The sequence below is a fragment of the Pontibacter burrus genome (assembly GCF_010686685.1).
In the GTDB taxonomy this organism is placed as follows: domain Bacteria; phylum Bacteroidota; class Bacteroidia; order Cytophagales; family Hymenobacteraceae; genus Pontibacter; species Pontibacter burrus.
Map to the genome: position 1 here is coordinate 323224 of NZ_JAAGWD010000005.1, position 16369 is coordinate 339592.

A 16369-nucleotide genomic window follows, 5' to 3' on the forward strand; every position below is an offset into this window, starting at 1 on the left:
AATCTGAAAGTGCCTTAATTCGTCAAACGCTCACCTTACCATGGAACTAACAAATATCCGCTATACGCCACTCAACAAAGACAAGGACCTGGACAGACTAATTGACGAGGTTGGGGATGCCCGTATAGTTATGCTTGGCGAAGCCTCCCATGGCACATCAGAGTATTATACCTGGCGAACGGCCATTTCTAAAAAGCTGATTGAAGAGAAGGGTTTCCAGTTTATAGCTGTAGAAGGCGATTGGCCGGAATGTTACGCGGTAAACCGTTTCGTGAAAGGCTACCAGAACTCGGGGAGCAAAATTGCCGATGTGTTGCAGGTGTTCCGACGCTGGCCTACCTGGATGTGGGCCAACTGGGAAGTGGCTGCCCTGATGGAATGGATACGTGATTATAACCACCTGCGCTCTACAAGTGATAAGATTGGTTTCTTTGGGCTGGATGTCTATAGTTTGTGGGAATCGCTGGAGCAGGTGCTGAAGTACCTGGAGCAACATGATGGGCAGGCAATTGAAGCAGCCCGCGCAGCCATCAGCTGCTTTGAGCCCTACCAACGCGACCCGCAGGTATATGCCCAGGCAACAGCTTTCGTAAACTCCGATTGCGAGGCGGAGGTTATTGGTATGTTGCAACGCATCATCAAATCGCCGGTGTTTACAGGCGATATGGAGCATGACTTTAATTCTCAGCAGAATGCGCTGGTAGCAGTTAATGCCGAAAAATACTATAGAACTATGATAAAAGGCGGCGCAGCATCCTGGAACGTACGCGACTCGCATATGATGGAAACTTTGGACAGGCTGCTTGATTTGCACGGCCCAAACTCAAAAGCTATTGTTTGGGAGCATAATACCCACATTGGCGATGCCCGCGCAACCGACATGGCTGACGATGGCATGTACAACATTGGCCAGCTGGCCCGCGAAAAATATGGTTACGACCAGGTAAAACTGGTTGGTTTCGGTAGCTACCAGGGCGAGGTAATTGCAAGCAGGTCGTGGGGTGCACCGATGCAGAAAATGGAAGTGCCGCCGGCACAAAAGGGCAGTTGGGAAGACATTCTGCACAGCATCAGCGAAGAAGATAAGCTGATCCTGAGTAAAGACCTGAAAAATGTGGACGGGCTTGCAAACCGCCGTATCGGGCACCGGGCCATTGGCGTAGTTTACGATCCGAAGCGCGAAGCATTTGGCAATTATGTGCCCACCGTTATACCCGAGCGCTACGATGCCTTCCTGTACTTCAACGAAACCGACGCCGTGCACCCACTCCACATGAAACCGCGCGGCGCAGCAGAACCCGAACTATACCCGTGGAACTATTAAAAGTTAGAAAGTTGGGAAGTTTATAAGTTAGAAAATTGTTCATACCGCAAGTTTGAGTGCAGTAGCAACTTGTGACTGGGTATGGCAGCAAGTTTGTAACTGGCTTTGCTTTGCAAAGGCCTGAACCAACTATAGTCGTAACTTTAGAACTATAGTTTTCTGCTGATTACAAATTTTAACTATGCTGGCGCGGATCTGTGATCCGTGACTTGCTTATAATGTTGAATTTGCAATCCAAGTGGGCCAGAGGCCCAGGCTATAGTTCGACACGAGCGAAGACGCTCGCGCCATGTTTATTATCACAACTATAACTCTTGCTAACTATAGTTTCATAGCGGAGACGCAAAATATTGCGTCTCTACATTAGCTCTTGCAATCCTGATTCACGCAAACCTGGGTCTTCGGATATAAACAACAAAAGCTGCCTTTGGGGCAGCTTTTGTTGTTTAGCTATAGTTAGATGTGCTTAGGCCATGTTGTGGTAAACTGCCTGCACGTCATCGTCTTCTTCAATCTTCTCGATCAGGTTTTCTATTTCTTCAGCCTGCTCGTCGCTTAGTTCGGTGCGAGTGTTTGGGATGCGCTGCAACTCGGCACTGATCACGTTTATACCTTTCTCTTCCAACGCTTTCTGCATCTGCCCGAAATCGGTGAAGGCGGTCTCTACAATGATCTCTCCCTCGTGCTCGTAAATATCCTCAGCACCAAAATCAATCAGTTCTAGTTCCAGTTCTTCTATGTTCAGGCCTTCCGGGTTAATTTTGAAGATACCCTTGCGTGTAAAAATAAAGTCTAGTGAACCTGTTTTGCCAACGGCTCCACCTGCACGCGAGAAATATACACGCATGTTGGCAACCGTACGGTTAATGTTGTCTGTAGCAGTCTCTACAAGTATGGCAATGCCATGCGGGCCGTAGCCTTCGTATACAACTTCCTCGTAATCTTTCTCTTCTTTAGATGAGGCACGCTTAATGGCAGCTTCTACCCTATCCTTAGGCATGTTTACGCCTTTGGCGTTCTGGATAGCGGTGCGTAGGCGGGAGTTAGATTCAGGGTTAGGGCCACCTTCTTTAACGGCCATCACAATCTCTTTGCCCAGACGCGTAAACGCCTTCGACATCTTATCCCAGCGCTTAAATTTGCGCGCTTTTCTAAACTCAAATGCTCTTCCCATAGTATCTGCTTGTTATTCCTGCAAATTTAGAAAGCTTACCTTAAAATCAATAATTAAGCAGGCAATTTTGCCACATTACCTGCCACGACTAAGGTTGGCTACATGATAATCTGATATGCGGAGTTGCTGCTCACAGAAGCTGTACTCATGCTGTATATTAGAACCAACTATAATCAGCCGGTTTTGTTTATTCTGGGTTACATGTTCCTGATACCACGCTACGCCTTCCTGGTCCAGGTTGGTGGTAGGTTCATCCAGCAGCAGCAGCTCTGATTCAGAGTAAATGGCCAGTCCCAGTTTCAGGCGCTGCTTCATGCCCGAAGAAAAATCCTTTACAAACTTGTTCTTAGATTTTTGCAGGCCCATGCGGTCTATCAGATCCTGTGTGCTCAGGTTGTGGCGCAGCGGCTTAAACCGGATATGAAAATCGATCATCTCCTGCAGGCTAAACTCTTCTACCAGTTCCAGATAAGGGGCAGTAAGCGAAAGTGAACTATAGATTTTTTCAACAGGGATGTCTTTGCCGCTAACCTTATAGTTTATCTCGCCCTCGGAATGCAGGTTATGACCTGATATAACAGTAAGAAGAGTGGATTTACCGGACCCGTTATGCCCCAAGATGGCATAAGCAGTACCTGACTCAAAAGTATAGTTCAGGTTCCGGAAAATCCACTCGTAATTGTATCGTTTACCTAAGTTGCTTAGGTTAATTTGCATCTTTGCCTAGGTAGCTCTTAATAATGCCACGTCCGGAGTTACGCACAAAATTCAGGATCTCGTCGCGTTCTTTGCTCGGTGCCATTTCCAGCTCAATTCTGTCAAGCGCTTCGGTGTTGTTGTTACCGCTCATGAACAGGATGCGGTACAGCTGCTGAATCTCATTAATCTGCTCACTTGTGAAGCCACGACGACGCAACCCAATAGAGTTGATGCCGGCATAGGTAAGCGGCTCACGGGCAGCTTTTACATAAGGAGGCACATCTTTACGCACCAGCGATCCGCCGGAGATCATGGCATGCGCCCCGATCTTAACGAACTGGTGCACCGCGCTCGATCCGCCAATGATAGCGTAATCACCCATTTCTACGTGGCCTGCCATCTGTACCGCATTAACTACGATACAGTTGTTACCAACTATACAATCGTGGGCAATGTGCGCGTACGACATGATAAGGCAATTGCTGCCTACTACGGTGCGCATCTTATCTATAGTTCCGCGGCTAACGGTAACACACTCCCGGATAACCGTATTGTCGCCGATAACAGCTATCGTTTCTTCGCCGGCAAATTTCAGGTCCTGAGGCACTGACGAAATAACCGCACCTGGAAAAATCTTACAGTTTTTACCAATGCGGGCGCCTTCCATGATGGTTACATTCGGGCCGATCCAGGTTCCTTCACCGATCTCTACGTTTTTGTAGATCGTAGAAAAAGGCTCGATCACGACGTTATGCGCAATCTTGGCTTCGGGGTGTATGTATGCTAATGGCTGGTTCATGCGTTTTTCTTAACTATACTTGCCGACATTTCTGCTTCCATTACCAATTGGCCACCCACAAAAGCCTGACCAGACATTTTGGCGATGCCGCGCTTAATTGGAGCCAGCAATTCACATTTAAAGATGATTGTATCTCCCGGAATTACTTTGCGTTTAAAGCGGCATTTGTCTACAGCCAGGAAATATGTCCAGTAATCTTCAGGATTCTCTACAGTATTTAAAACCAGGATACCACCGGTCTGCGCCATCGCCTCGATCTGGATCACACCCGGCAGGATTGGATTACCCGGGAAATGGCCCTGGAAGAACGGCTCGTTCATGGTAACATTTTTCACACCGGTTACTGTTGTTTCATCCAGATGAATGATCTTATCGATCAGCAGGAATGGGTAACGGTGCGGCAAAGTAGCCGTGATCTGGTTTATATCCATTACAGGCGGCTTTTTCTCATCGTACACTGGTACGTTTTGGATTGATGCTTCCTGTATGGCTCTCTTAACCCGCTTTGCAAACGCAACGTTAGCTGCGTGGCCTGGGCGGGCTGCTAAAATCTGTCCTTTTATTGGTCTACCGATCAGGGCAAGGTCGCCCATCAGGTCGAGCAGTTTGTGGCGAGCAGGCTCGTTTTTGAAGCGCAGTTCGGTATTGTTCAGCGTACCTGTTTCCTTTACTTCCACCTTTGGCTTGTTCAGCATAGTGGCCAGTTGGGTCAGCTCATCGTCGTTCACCACACGGTCAACTATAACTATAGCGTTATCCAGGTTACCGCCTTTAATCAAATTTTGCTTGTGCAGGGCTTCCAGTTCGTGCAGGAAACAGAACGTGCGGCAAGGCGCGATCTCTTTCTCAAACTGGTTCATGTTGGTGATGGAGGCATGCTGGCTACCAAGCACCGGCGAGTTATAGTCTACCATTGCCGTCAGGCGGTAGTCGTTCAGCGGCAAGCCAACAATTTCCACACCACGCGCTTCATCTTTGTAGGTAAGGCCTTCTGTAATCTCGAAGTAGTTACGCAGGGCGTTTTGCTCCTGCACACCTACGCTCAACAGCGCCTTTACAAATTCAATGGAAGAACCATCCATAATCGGAGGCTCCGGGCCATCCAACTGGATCAGTACGTTATCGATCTCCAGGCCAACCAGGGCGGCAAGGGTATGTTCTACCGTATGTACTCTGGCACCATTCTGTTCTATAGTTGTTCCACGCGACAGGTCCACCACATTATCTACATCGGCTGCAACTATAGGCTGCTCGGGTAAATCTATGCGCTGAAACTTGTAGCCATGGTTTGCCGGCGCCGGGTTAAATGTCATGTTCGACACAACTCCGGTATGCAATCCAATACCGGTAACTGTAACCGGCGCTTTAATGGTATGCTGTTTATGATTCATTACCAATTTGATCTATTCTAGGCCCTGGCGCTTTTACAGCACAAAAACATACCTGTGCAGGGTGAATTTTCCTGCAAACTTAAGGTTTTATAACTGCCTTGCCAATAATATTTTTTTAACCTGTGCCTGCGGCTGAAATTTAAGCTTTTTACTTTTCTTCGCGGAGTGCTTCCAGTTCGCGTTGCAGTTCCGGAAGCTTTCTGAACACTGCCAGTGCACGCAGGTTTTGCTTGTAGTCGAAGGCTGGGGAGCCCTGAATGATAGTTCCCGATTTTTTAATGGTTTTGCCTACCCCGGACTGGGCACCTATGGTAGTTTTATCGGCAATAGTGATATGACCAACTATACCAACTTGTCCGGCTATAACACACTGGTTGCCAATTTTGGCTGAACCTGAAATACCGGTTTGTGCGGCGATAACCGTGTGCTGGCCAATTTCTACGTTATGGGCAATCTGTACCAGGTTATCTATTTTGGTACCTTTTCGGATGATGGTAGAACCCATGGTAGCACAGTCAATGGTGGTATTGGCCCCGATCGATACATCGTCTTCCAGCACCACATTACCAATTTGAGGTACCATTTTATAAGAGCCGTCGGGTTGTGGGGCAAAACCGAAACCGTCGCTGCCCAATACAACGCCTGCATGAATTGTACAATTACTGCCAACTACAGTGTTTGGGTAAAGTTTTGCTCCTGCAAAAATGGTAGTATTATCCCCTATTGTTACGTTGTCGCCAAGGTAAACCTGTGGAAAAAGGCGTACGTTCTCTCCAATCTTACAGTTATTGCCGATATAGGAGAAAGCGCCCCTGTAGTGGTTTTCGCCGATGGTACTGTTGCTGCCTATAAAAGCGGGTTCTTCGACTCCGGTTTTGGAGGCAAGCAAAGCGGCCTGGTAGTGGTGCAATAGCGTTGAGAAGCTGCTATAAGGATCACTAACACGGATAAGGGCAGCTGATACTGGCTTTTTAAGTTCCAGACTTTCCGAAACAATTACGGCACTTGCACCGGTGCTGTATAAATATGGTTCATACTTTGGGTTAGCCAAAAAAGAAAGTGCACCAGATTGAGCCTCTTCAATTTTAGCTAAAGTACTGACTTTTGCTAAGTTATCTCCTTCCACACGCCCCTGCAACAGGTCAGCTATTTGTTGAACAGTAAATTCCATGATGTAAAATTATAGCAAATTCTTAAAAACGCTAATGGTTAGGGGGCGCAAACTTAATAAAAAGTTAGCGTTAGCGTGCTGTTTTATCAGAATACTACGGGCTATTATCCTTCTTAAATGCTATAACCGACACGATTTCAGGGGTCTCCAAACTTAAATTTTGCTTTATCTGGAAGTAAGTTTCCCAGTTCTGCGGAGTATGTTGTCTGAACCGCAGATTAAGGGAGCTTTGATGGTTTTATGGAATTGGCTTTTGCTATAGTATGGATTATAGTTCTATAGTTAGTTTAGCTCCTAGTGCGGGTTTGCAATTCTAATAGCCCAGTAGGGATAGAACTGGTAGTAGCTGTAGAGTTCTATAGTTAGCTTTTGTCCACCCTCCTAGCCCCTCAGAGCTACGCTCGCTACCTTCGAACTCTCGTTCTTTGTAGTCCAAGGAGGGGAACTCTGACATTGCTATAGTTTGAGCTATAGTTCTATAGTTGGCCATTAACCCACCCCTGCCCCTCCCAAGAGGGGAATTCTGCTTTTACATTTCAACAGTTATAGTTCTATAGTTACAGTCCACGAACAGGACAGGTTTACCTGTCCCCTTGGAACTACCACCACGAAAAGCCAAGCAACTATAGCTATAGAATCAAACTATAGTGGTAGCTATCGAAAGATCACAGTCTTTGGTTGAGCGCCTTTGACTTGTTGCGGTGCTGTCAGGCAACCCGAGTGCAGCGAGGGTAGCAAGAAGGCAGCAGCGCGATGCCCTTATCGAGGGCCCCTACCCCCAAGACGAGGCCTCGCGGCCGGGAGCGCACCAAAGCTGGCTTGAAACGATAGGTAAGTAAAGCTCCCAAGACAAAAAGGTCACTATGGAAGAGACTGCCTGTGTCGAGTAGCGATTATAGCCAACTATAAGCTGAGATAGATTTCTCGCTATACTCGAAATGACAATATAGTGGAGGACATATAAGATGTCTCGACAAACCCTCGAAATGACTATAGAAAGCTATAAAGCAAATAAGCGCCATGACTGGTGCAGAAAACAAGCTTTCGCATGAGTTTACCTAATACAACAAATCAAAAGGGGCTGTTCTTAAAGATCAGCCCCTTTTCTAAATTTATAAACTATAGTTTACAGCGTTGCTAAACTCTGCTCAATGGCATTAATCTTGGCTTCGGCATCCGCCTGCTTCTTACGCTCATTGGCAATCACCGCTTCCGGGGCACCGCTTACAAAACGCTCGTTGCTCAGCTTCTTCTTAACCGACTCTAGGAAGCCTTTGGTGTACTCCAGTTCCTTCTGAAGACGCTCGCGTTCTGCTTCCACATCAATGTTACCTTCCATCGGAATAAAGAACTCATCGCCGGCTTCTACAAAGCTGATGGCACCTTCCACGTTCTCCTGCACAAAGTTGATCTCGTTGATGTTAGCCAGTTTGCGAATGATGCTCAGGAATTGCTCATAACCATCCTGGTTCATCACCTTAATCGACAGATCAAGTGCTTTGGTCTGGGCAATGTTCTTTGAGTTACGGATGTTACGGATGGCAGCCACTACTTTTAGTACGCTCTCCATTCGTGCATTCAGGTCCTTATCAAACGTGTCTTTCTTCGGCCATGCAGAAACGATGAGGTATTCCTTCTCTTTACGTTCTTTCAGGTCGTGCCAGATCTCCTCGGTAATAAACGGCATAAACGGATGTAGTACCTTCAGCACGCGCTCCAGGTTGGCTATAGTTGCATCCAGGGTCTGCTTGTCAATTGGCTGCTGATAAGCCGGTTTGATCATCTCCAGGTAGTTCGAGCAGAAATCATCCCACACCAGTTTGTACACCGAAAGCAGAGCATCCGAAATACGGAATTTCTCAAAGTGGTCCTCGATCTGAACAAAAGCCTCGTTAAAGCGCGACTCAAACCACTTGATAGACGTCTCGTTCGGGCAAGGCAGGTTCTCGTCTACTTCCCAACCTTTAATCAGACGGAAGGCGTTCCAGATCTTGTTGCTGAAGTTACGGCCCTGCTCTACCAGTTTCTCATCAAACAGCAGGTCGTTACCGGCTGGTGAGCTAAACAACATACCGGCACGCACGCCATCGGCACCATACTGGTCTATTAAATCCAGCGGATCTGGTGAGTTGCCCAGCGATTTCGACATTTTACGGCCCTGCGCATCACGCACGATACCCGTCAGGTACACGTTGCGGAACGGCATTTCGTTTCTGAACTCGTAGCCAGCCATGATCATACGTGCTACCCAGAAGAACAGGATCTCAGGGGCTGTAACCAGATCGTTGGTTGGGTAGTAGTACAGTACGTCTTTGTTGTCCGGGTCTTTAAAGCCGTCGAACACAGAGATAGGCCATAACCACGACGAGAACCAAGTATCCAGCACGTCTTCGTCCTGGCGCAGGTCTGTTAGTTGCAATTCAGCGTTACCGCTCTGCTTGCGAGCAAGTTCCAGGGCCTCTTCTTTGGTTGTAGCTACCACAAATGTACCATCTGGCAGGTAGTAAGCCGGAATCTGCTGGCCCCACCACAGCTGGCGAGAAATACACCAGTCACGGATATTCTCCATCCAGGAACGGTACATGTTCTTGAACTTAGGCGGGTGCAGGCGAATCTGGTCTTCCATCACGGCTTCCAGCGCAGGCTTACCCATTTTATCCATTTTGCACCACCACTGCATCGAGAGGCGTGGCTCAATTACGGCGCCCGTACGCTCCGATGTCTGCAGCACGCTTGGGTACTCTACTATTTTCTCCAGAAGCCCGGCTTCCTGAAGGTCTTTTACAATATTACGTCGCGCAGCAAAACGATCCTGCCCTACATACAGCTGCGCCTTCTCGTTCAGGGTACCGTCGTCGTTCAGGATATCGATAATCGGAAGGTTGTGCTTCTGGCCCAGTTCGTAGTCGTTCAGGTCGTGAGCCGGGGTAACTTTAAGCGCACCTGTACCAAACTCTATCGTTACATATTCATCCAGAATTACCGGAATTTCTTTTCCCAGCAACGGAATACGTACCGACTTACCGTGCAAGTGGGTGTAACGCTCATCATTCGGGTTAACGGCTATGGCTACGTCGGCCATAATGGTCTCAGGGCGCGATGTAGCAACCGTAATGTATGTTTTTTCGGCTCCGTCTGCTACCACTTCATAGTTCAGGTGGTAGAGTTTCGCCATTGTCTCTTTCGGAATTACTTCTTCATCTGAAAGGGCGGTTTTGCCTTGCGGGTCCCAGTTAACCATGCGCACGCCACGGTAGATCTGGCCTTTGCGATAAAGGTCCACGAACACTTCGATAACGGCAGCGCTCAGGTCTTCTTCCATGGTAAATCGGGTACGATCCCAGTCGCAGGAAGCACCTAGTTTCTTCAGCTGCTCCAGGATAATGCCGCCGTATTTTTCTTTCCACTCCCAGGCATATTTCAGGAACTCGTCGCGGGTCAGGTCTTTTTTCTCGATGCCGCGCTCTTTCAGCATCGCTACAACTTTCGCTTCGGTAGCAATAGAAGCATGGTCGGTACCCGGCACCCAGCAAGCCTCCTTGCCTTGCATACGCGCACGACGAATCAGTACATCCTGGATGGTATTATTTAGCATGTGCCCCATATGCAGCACGCCTGTTACGTTTGGCGGCGGAATTACAATGGTGTAAGGCTCTTTGTTAGGGTTTGGCTTAGAGCGGAAAAAACCACGCTCCATCCAGCTGCTGTACCACTTTTCTTCTACTTCTCTGGGATTATATTTCTTTGCTATCGACATCTTATAGTTGATTTTGCTGCTTGTTAGCGCTAAAAAGCAAAAATAGGGATTTTTGCTGATTGTTGATTGCTAATTGATGATTGTTGTTTGTCTGAATCTCTAAGTAGGGCCCCTACCCTAAGGATTTACAGGATTTTAGGATGGACAGGATTCAAACTCTTCCTTAACCCGAGAGCGATTATATCATACTGTCATCCTGAAAGGATTTTGTGAGACTATAGCAACGGCTTAACCTCCCTTCTACCAAGTTTCTTGCAGAATGACAAGAAATTTTTAAAATCCTGGAAATCCTAAAATCCTGATTTAGACAAGTTCAGACGACCTGCAGGTTATACTTTGTAAGCAGCCCCTGTAAGCCATATTGCGAGAACTTAGCCTTTTTGATGGTGTTGATCTCTGGATCAATGTCAAAATTAAAGGCAGTTGAAAGATCGGCACCGGTAAGGCTGCTATAGTTGAACACCGCCCGTTCCAAGTCGGTGTTATCAAACAAGGCACTTGTAAGATTGGTATTGGAGAAATCTACACCTTTCAGGGAACACTTTACAAACCTGGTTTTGGCCATCTTCCTTTTCGCAAACGACGCATAATCGAGCAGGCAATTCTCGAAATACACGGTAAACAGGAAATCTTCGCACTCGCTATAGTTGATGCCAGTAAGCTTACATTCCTTAAACTCCACATTGTTTATAGTTGCGTGGCTGAGCTTGAGCATGGCTAGGTTGCAGCCAATAAAGGTGCAGTCGGTGAAGCGGCTACCGAAGAAGTTGCTGCCTGAAAAGTCGCAATTCTTAAACGTGCAGTTCTCGAACTCGCGGTTTTTTACTTCCTTATTAGGGTAAACAATCTTCTCGAATACCTTATTTTCGTGTAGCTGGCCTTCCATTTTGCTCTCGTTAACAATCAAAAATAAACAAAAAAACCTGCTCTTGTGAGGCAGGTTTTTTTGGTAAACTATAGTTTATGCTTACGCTTCCTGGTGTAACCAGGCTTTTTTGGCAAGCAGTTCTTCTTCTGTTTCACGGTAATCCGGGTCGTCCACGCAGCAGTCTACCGGGCAAACGGCAGCGCATTGCGGCTCTTCATGGAAGCCCATGCACTCGGTGCATTTATCAGAAACGATGTAGTAAAACTCATCTGAAATCGGTGTTTGCGGCGCATCGCCCGGCACAACTTCTCCGCCGTCAATTTCCACTTCTTTCAGTGCAGTACCTCCGCCCCAGGTCCACTCAGCACCACCTTCGTAAATGGCAGTGTTCGGGCACTCCGGCTCGCAGGCTCCGCAGTTTATACACTCATCGGTTATCATTATAGCCATAGTCGTATCTCCTGTATATTTTTTATACTTTTGTATATCGTGTTTCTAAACCGCAAAATTAGGAACATTAACCGTCCCTATCAAATAAAATTTATACGCGTACCATACATACCATGACATTAGAGAACAGGATTGAAGCATTTGTGGAGCTGGGCAAGCAATTAAAAAACCTTAGCCCCGACGAACGACAGGTTTGGGCGCGCATGGCGCAGTCGCGTAACCCGTGGTTCGATGAAGAGAATGTATCCTGTGCCCTGCATGGCATCACGCAGATGCTGGAAGAGCAATACCTGCGCGAATGGCTTTACCCGTACCACCTCAAACAGGTTACACCCAAAAAGGTTGGCGTTGTGATGGCCGGAAATATTCCGATGGTCGGTTTCCACGACTTTTTATCGGTGCTGATAAGCGGTCACTATCTGCTGGCCAAGTTAAGCACAGACGATACACCACTGATGCGCCGCCTGGCGGATATGCTGGTAGGTATAGAACCGGCTTTTGCCAACCAGTTCGAGTTTGTAGAGATTCTGAAAGATGCCGACGCTATTATAGCCACCGGCTCCGACAATACGGCCCGTTATTTTGAGTATTATTTTGCCAAGCACCCGCACATTATCCGTAAAAACCGCACCAGCATTGGCATACTAACCGGCCACGAAGAAGCTGATGACCTGAATGCTTTGGGAGATGACTTTTTCCGCTACTATGGTTTAGGCTGCCGTAACGTATCGAAAGTGTTTGTGCCGGAAGGCTATAAATTCGATAAGTTCTTTGAAGCCAACCAGCACCGCCAAAGCATTTTGGAACACCACAAATACCATAATAACTACGACTACAACAAGTCCATCCTGCTGGTAAACAAGGTACCGCACTTCGACAATGGCTTTATGCTGGTGCAGCAAAGCGAAAACATGGTCTCTCCTATCTCGGTATTGTTTTACGATACGTTTAGCTCTTTAACAGACCTACGCGAGAAATTGAATGCAGTAAAAGATAAAACACAGGTTGTAGTTTCGGCACACGGCTGGCTGGAAGGCAGCATCCCGTTCGGCGAAGCCCAATGCCCGATGGTGTGGGATTACGCCGATGGTGTAGATACCTTGGCATTTTTGCAGAAGCTATAGTTTGTGAAGGCAAAGTATCTGCTGCTTTTCTTATTGACTGTAGTTGTTTTGGCAGCTGCCTGGGTTGGCTATACCAAATACTTCAACTCAGCTTATAAATACGCTAAACCTGCCCAGGCTGCCTTTGTAATCAGTTTTGATGACCAATATGTAGCCGAGTGGTATGCCCAGCGTGCCTTATTTGCAAAATATAATGTGGAAGCCACGTTCTTTATCACCAACCCTGACTCCCTTACAAGTGATGAAGTTGAAATGCTTAAAGCACTGGAACGCGACGGGCATGAAATTGCCAGCCATGGAGCAAAGCATGTAAACGCCTTAAACTATACAGAAGAGCATGGGCTGGAAGCATACATCCAAAACGAAATTATTCCATCTGTAAAATCACTTCAGAAGCTTGGTTTTACGCCTGTAACATTCGCCTATCCTTACGGGGCAAATTCCAGAACGATAGATCATGAATTGCTGAAGTACTTTTACCTGCTCAGAGGGGATTCGTGGAAAGTAAAAGGAAAAACTGTAGATGAGCTGGATAAGATATTTTATAGGTACGACGGAAGACGCGTTATTAATGGCTTGGGTATAGACCACGGCAGTGGCGTTACCCTCGAAGATATCGAACAAGCTTTTAAAAGAGCTGCTGAGCACAAGCAAGCCATAAAGCTCTACGCTCACGCCATAAACAACTCCAAAGCCACCTACTCCATCTCGCCCGAGATGCTGGAGAAAATTTTCAAAGCCGCTCAGAAGTATCAACTCACTTCTGTTACCTTCAAAGGCTTGATACTTTAAGTCAAGGTCTCCAACAAATAGTCTTCTGTCTGAACCGGGATTAAGGGGGACTGGATGGATCTTTGGGATTGAGCTGATTGCTATAGTTGGAGCTATAGTTTCACCCCTTCCCAACCTTCCCCTTTTGTCGAGACCCTACCCCCAAAACAGGGGAAGTAGCTTAGGTATCGTTCTATAGTTAGCTAAATCCAACCACCCCAGCCCCTCCTTGTCTAAGGAGGGCAGCTTTTCAGTCCCTGTAAAGATTGTGCTATAGTTTTATAGTTGGCGTTAGTCATCCCCCTACCCCCTTCGAAGGGGGACAATTTCTGCTACTACTATACTTGCGCTGTAGTTCTATAGTTGCGAGATAACCCACCCCTAACCCCTCCCGAGAGGGGAATTTCGATTATGGCTATAGTTTAGGCTTCCGTACCTATGAGTAGGCAGGCGCAGCCTGCCCCTCAGAACTACCACCACGGAAAGGCTACAGAACTATAGCTTATCAAAGTAAACTATAGTTGTAGCTATCGAGTGATCACAGTCTTTGGGTTGAGCGCCTTTGACTTGTTGCGGTGCCGTCAGGCAACACGAGCGCAGCGAGGGTAGCAAGAAGGCAGCAGCGCGATGCCCGAAGACGGGGCCCCGCGGCCGTGAGCGCACCAAAGCATCTATAACACTGTAGGCTGGTAAAGCTCCCAGGATAAGTGGCAACTATAGCACAAACTGCTTATTCCCAGTTGCAACTATAGTTAGCTAGAGGACATAGTAAGATGTCTCAACCATCGCTCGACATGCCAGTCTGAAACTACAATCCCTATATCCTTTCCAATGTTTTCAAGATCAAGCTATCAATCACCTCTTCAGCATTCGGCGCAAACTCCTGGGTTATACGGTTGGCAACTATAGCATTCAGCGACAGCATCTCGTGGCCCAGCAGTCGGCCCATAGCATAGTAACCGGCTGTTTCCATTTCAAAGTTTGTCAGCTGAAAATCGCATACTCTGAAGTTTTGGTAACTCTGTAGCAGGTTCTGGTTACGAAGCCCGGCACGAAGCACGCGGCCTTGCGGCGCATAAAAGCCAGGACAGGTAAGCGTATTGCCTGGCACCATATCAAACGCGATCTTATCAATCAGTTCTTTAGAACCATTCACACAATAAGGAGTAAAACCTACACCTAATTCTTCTTTCAGCGCACGCGTTATACTTACCTCGTCCTCGGTTTGCTCCAGCGGGTAAAACTCCATTAACGAGTCCAGGCCAACGCCATAATGCGACGCCAGGTGGCTGCCCAGCGGAATAGATTCCTGCAACGAACCGGAAGTACCCACGCGCACGATTTTCAGGGAGATCCGTTCTTCGTTTGGCTCACGTGTCCGGAAATCAATGTTTACCAGCGCGTCCAGCTCGTTCATCAGGATGTCGATGTTATCCGTACCCATGCCGGTCGAGATCACCGTCAGGCGTTTGCCTTTGTAGTAACCAGTGTGGGTAATAAACTCCCGTTTGGTAACCTCTACTTCTATTTCATCAAAATACTTGCTCACCATCGGAACACGCTCCGGGTCGCCGACCGTAATAATGGTATCCGAGATATGTTCTGGCAAGAGGTTTAAATGGTAAACAGTACCGTTCTTATTAATGATCAGTTCTGATTCGGGAATGGCAGCCATGATAATCTGAATTTAAATGTTTGGCGGATTGTTGTATCCTGGTATATACTTGGCAGCTATAGTTAAGTTAACCTTCTGCTACCTGTCCAAATGTATAAAGCATCAGGCATAAAAGCATTGTTTTGTTGCTTTGTTTTTGTTTCTTCTGCACAACTCCCTGAGCTATAGTTTCAGAAATAAATTGCAGATTTGCCTACATTTTGCACGTATTGCTAATTACCCGAAACTATAGCTGAAGCCCATTCCAGAACCAAACATGCAAACACTTCAGGCATACATCCATGACTGTCTGCAGCCTTACAACCAGGCAACCTTGCACATCAGCGATCTTTCCATTCAGCGTGGTTACGGCATTTTCGACTTCTTTAAAGTACAGCAAGGCCAGCCGATGTTCCTGGATGATTACCTGAAGCGATTCTATGAGTCGGCAAGGCAGATGGAGTTACCGGTACCGCTGGATACAACTGAGCTGAAAGAGGTAATACGGCAACTGATACAGGCGAACCAACTGCCACTTTCCGGCATCAAAATGATTTTGACAGGCGGTTATTCAGAAAGTGGCTACGATATAGGTAAACCTAACCTGATCATAACAGAACAACCGCTCACGTTGCCTGACCAAACTATAGTTACCAATGGTTTAAAAGTTATTACCCACTCCCACGTGCGCGAATTGCCGGAAGTGAAAACGATAAACTATACAATGGGCATCCGGCTGCTCAGCAACATTAAAGCTGCCGGCGCTGCCGATATGCTGTATCAGCAGAACGGAATAGTCTCCGAATTTCCGAGGTGCAACTTTTTTATAGTTACCCGAGATGATGTGGTGGTTACGCCTGACAAAAATGTATTATCCGGGATAACCCGCAAAAACGTGCTGCAACTGGCCCGCCAGAAGTATAAAACCGAAGAAAGAGCAGTAACTATAGCTGACATCGCCCAGGCCAAAGAAGCTTTCCTGACCAGCACCACCAAGCGCATTCTGCCTATAGTTCAGGTAGATGATCTGGTAATTGGAAACGGCAAGCCGGGTGAGATAACGAACGAACTTTTGGCTGACCTGATCGCGCTGGAGCAAACGCAACTATAGTTATAATACCGGCTCGTATAAAAGAAGAAAAGCGTGCCCGGTTACGAACACGCTTTTCTTTGCTTTAGAGAATACA

General features: G+C 47.2%; 13 protein-coding genes. 4 read left to right on the forward strand and 9 right to left on the reverse strand.

All coding sequences use genetic code 11. The features are described from left to right. Positions 1–40: 40 nt before the first annotated feature. The gene (locus GXP69_RS12970; protein WP_163915493.1) at positions 41–1324 is read left to right on the forward strand and encodes an erythromycin esterase family protein; all 1284 of its coding nucleotides are present in this window, start codon (positions 41–43) and stop codon (positions 1322–1324) included. Between the two features lie 466 nt (positions 1325–1790). On the opposite strand, the gene GXP69_RS12975 is transcribed toward GXP69_RS12970, so the two are convergent. The 8 genes from GXP69_RS12975 to GXP69_RS13010 all read right to left on the reverse strand — a co-directional run bounded on the left by GXP69_RS12975 (position 1791) and on the right by GXP69_RS13010 (position 11633). Continuing rightward, positions 1791–2498, reverse strand: coding sequence for a YebC/PmpR family DNA-binding transcriptional regulator (locus GXP69_RS12975; protein WP_163915494.1), 708 nt, complete (start codon positions 2496–2498; stop codon positions 1791–1793). Between the two features lie 75 nt (positions 2499–2573). Then, on the reverse strand, positions 2574–3215 hold the full coding sequence (locus GXP69_RS12980; RefSeq protein WP_163915495.1) for an ABC transporter ATP-binding protein: 642 nt from the start codon (positions 3213–3215) through the stop codon (positions 2574–2576). Next, a complete protein-coding gene (gene lpxA, locus GXP69_RS12985) occupies positions 3205–3996 on the reverse strand; it encodes an acyl-ACP--UDP-N-acetylglucosamine O-acyltransferase (protein WP_163915496.1) in 792 nt (263 codons plus the stop codon). Before lpxA ends, GXP69_RS12980 begins: the two co-directional genes overlap by 11 nt. Continuing rightward, the gene (locus tag GXP69_RS12990) at positions 3993–5387 is read right to left on the reverse strand and encodes a bifunctional UDP-3-O-[3-hydroxymyristoyl] N-acetylglucosamine deacetylase/3-hydroxyacyl-ACP dehydratase (protein ID WP_163915497.1); all 1395 of its coding nucleotides are present in this window, start codon (positions 5385–5387) and stop codon (positions 3993–3995) included. Before GXP69_RS12990 ends, lpxA begins: the two co-directional genes overlap by 4 nt. 148 nt (positions 5388–5535) lie before the next feature. Beyond that, a complete protein-coding gene (lpxD, locus tag GXP69_RS12995; protein ID WP_163915498.1) occupies positions 5536–6558 on the reverse strand; it encodes a UDP-3-O-(3-hydroxymyristoyl)glucosamine N-acyltransferase in 1023 nt (340 codons plus the stop codon). Positions 6559–7684: 1126 nt separating this feature from the next. Beyond that, positions 7685–10315 (reverse strand): valine--tRNA ligase, encoded by a 2631-nt coding sequence (locus tag GXP69_RS13000; RefSeq protein ID WP_163915499.1) that lies wholly within the window; start codon positions 10313–10315, stop codon positions 7685–7687. Positions 10316–10628: 313 nt separating this feature from the next. Continuing rightward, complete coding sequence (locus GXP69_RS13005; protein ID WP_163915500.1) at positions 10629–11201, reverse strand: pentapeptide repeat-containing protein; 573 nt, start codon at positions 11199–11201, stop codon at positions 10629–10631. Between the two features lie 81 nt (positions 11202–11282). Further along, positions 11283–11633: a 4Fe-4S dicluster domain-containing protein gene (locus tag GXP69_RS13010; protein WP_163915501.1), complete on the reverse strand. Its 351-nt coding sequence runs from the start codon at positions 11631–11633 to the stop codon at positions 11283–11285. A gap of 113 nt (positions 11634–11746) precedes the next feature. Here GXP69_RS13010 and GXP69_RS13015 point away from each other — a divergent pair, with 113 nt between their 5' ends. Continuing rightward, the gene (locus GXP69_RS13015; protein ID WP_163915502.1) at positions 11747–12757 is read left to right on the forward strand and encodes an acyl-CoA reductase; all 1011 of its coding nucleotides are present in this window, start codon (positions 11747–11749) and stop codon (positions 12755–12757) included. Positions 12758–12760: 3 nt separating this feature from the next. After that, positions 12761–13549 (forward strand): polysaccharide deacetylase family protein, encoded by a 789-nt coding sequence (locus tag GXP69_RS13020; RefSeq protein WP_163915503.1) that lies wholly within the window; start codon positions 12761–12763, stop codon positions 13547–13549. Between the two features lie 796 nt (positions 13550–14345). On the opposite strand, the gene GXP69_RS13025 is transcribed toward GXP69_RS13020, so the two are convergent. Continuing rightward, entirely contained in the window at positions 14346–15203 is an 858-nt protein-coding gene (locus GXP69_RS13025; protein WP_163915504.1) for a nucleoside phosphorylase, read from the reverse strand. Positions 15204–15459: 256 nt separating this feature from the next. Here GXP69_RS13025 and GXP69_RS13030 point away from each other — a divergent pair, with 256 nt between their 5' ends. After that, positions 15460–16293, forward strand: a complete 834-nt coding sequence (locus GXP69_RS13030; RefSeq protein WP_163915505.1) for an aminotransferase class IV — start codon at positions 15460–15462, stop codon at positions 16291–16293. The last annotated feature ends 76 nt before the right edge of the window (positions 16294–16369 follow it).

What these genes read in the sequence shown, in the direction of transcription:
- GXP69_RS13025 (WP_163915504.1), bottom strand. Translation starts at nt 15,203, where the DNA reads ATGGCTGCCATTCCCGAATCAGAACTGATCATTAATAAGAACGGTACT.
- GXP69_RS13005 (WP_163915500.1), bottom strand. Translation starts at nt 11,201, where the DNA reads ATGGAAGGCCAGCTACACGAAAATAAGGTATTCGAGAAGATTGTTTAC.
- GXP69_RS12980 (WP_163915495.1), bottom strand. Translation starts at nt 3,215, where the DNA reads ATGCAAATTAACCTAAGCAACTTAGGTAAACGATACAATTACGAGTGG.
- lpxD (WP_163915498.1), bottom strand. Translation starts at nt 6,558, where the DNA reads ATGGAATTTACTGTTCAACAAATAGCTGACCTGTTGCAGGGGCGTGTG.
- lpxA (WP_163915496.1), bottom strand. Translation starts at nt 3,996, where the DNA reads ATGAACCAGCCATTAGCATACATACACCCCGAAGCCAAGATTGCGCAT.
- GXP69_RS12975 (WP_163915494.1), bottom strand. Translation starts at nt 2,498, where the DNA reads ATGGGAAGAGCATTTGAGTTTAGAAAAGCGCGCAAATTTAAGCGCTGG.
- GXP69_RS13000 (WP_163915499.1), bottom strand. Translation starts at nt 10,315, where the DNA reads ATGTCGATAGCAAAGAAATATAATCCCAGAGAAGTAGAAGAAAAGTGG.
- GXP69_RS12970 (WP_163915493.1), top strand. Translation starts at nt 41, where the DNA reads ATGGAACTAACAAATATCCGCTATACGCCACTCAACAAAGACAAGGAC.
- GXP69_RS12990 (WP_163915497.1), bottom strand. Translation starts at nt 5,387, where the DNA reads ATGAATCATAAACAGCATACCATTAAAGCGCCGGTTACAGTTACCGGT.
- GXP69_RS13010 (WP_163915501.1), bottom strand. Translation starts at nt 11,633, where the DNA reads ATGGCTATAATGATAACCGATGAGTGTATAAACTGCGGAGCCTGCGAG.
- GXP69_RS13030 (WP_163915505.1), top strand. Translation starts at nt 15,460, where the DNA reads ATGCAAACACTTCAGGCATACATCCATGACTGTCTGCAGCCTTACAAC.
- GXP69_RS13015 (WP_163915502.1), top strand. Translation starts at nt 11,747, where the DNA reads ATGACATTAGAGAACAGGATTGAAGCATTTGTGGAGCTGGGCAAGCAA.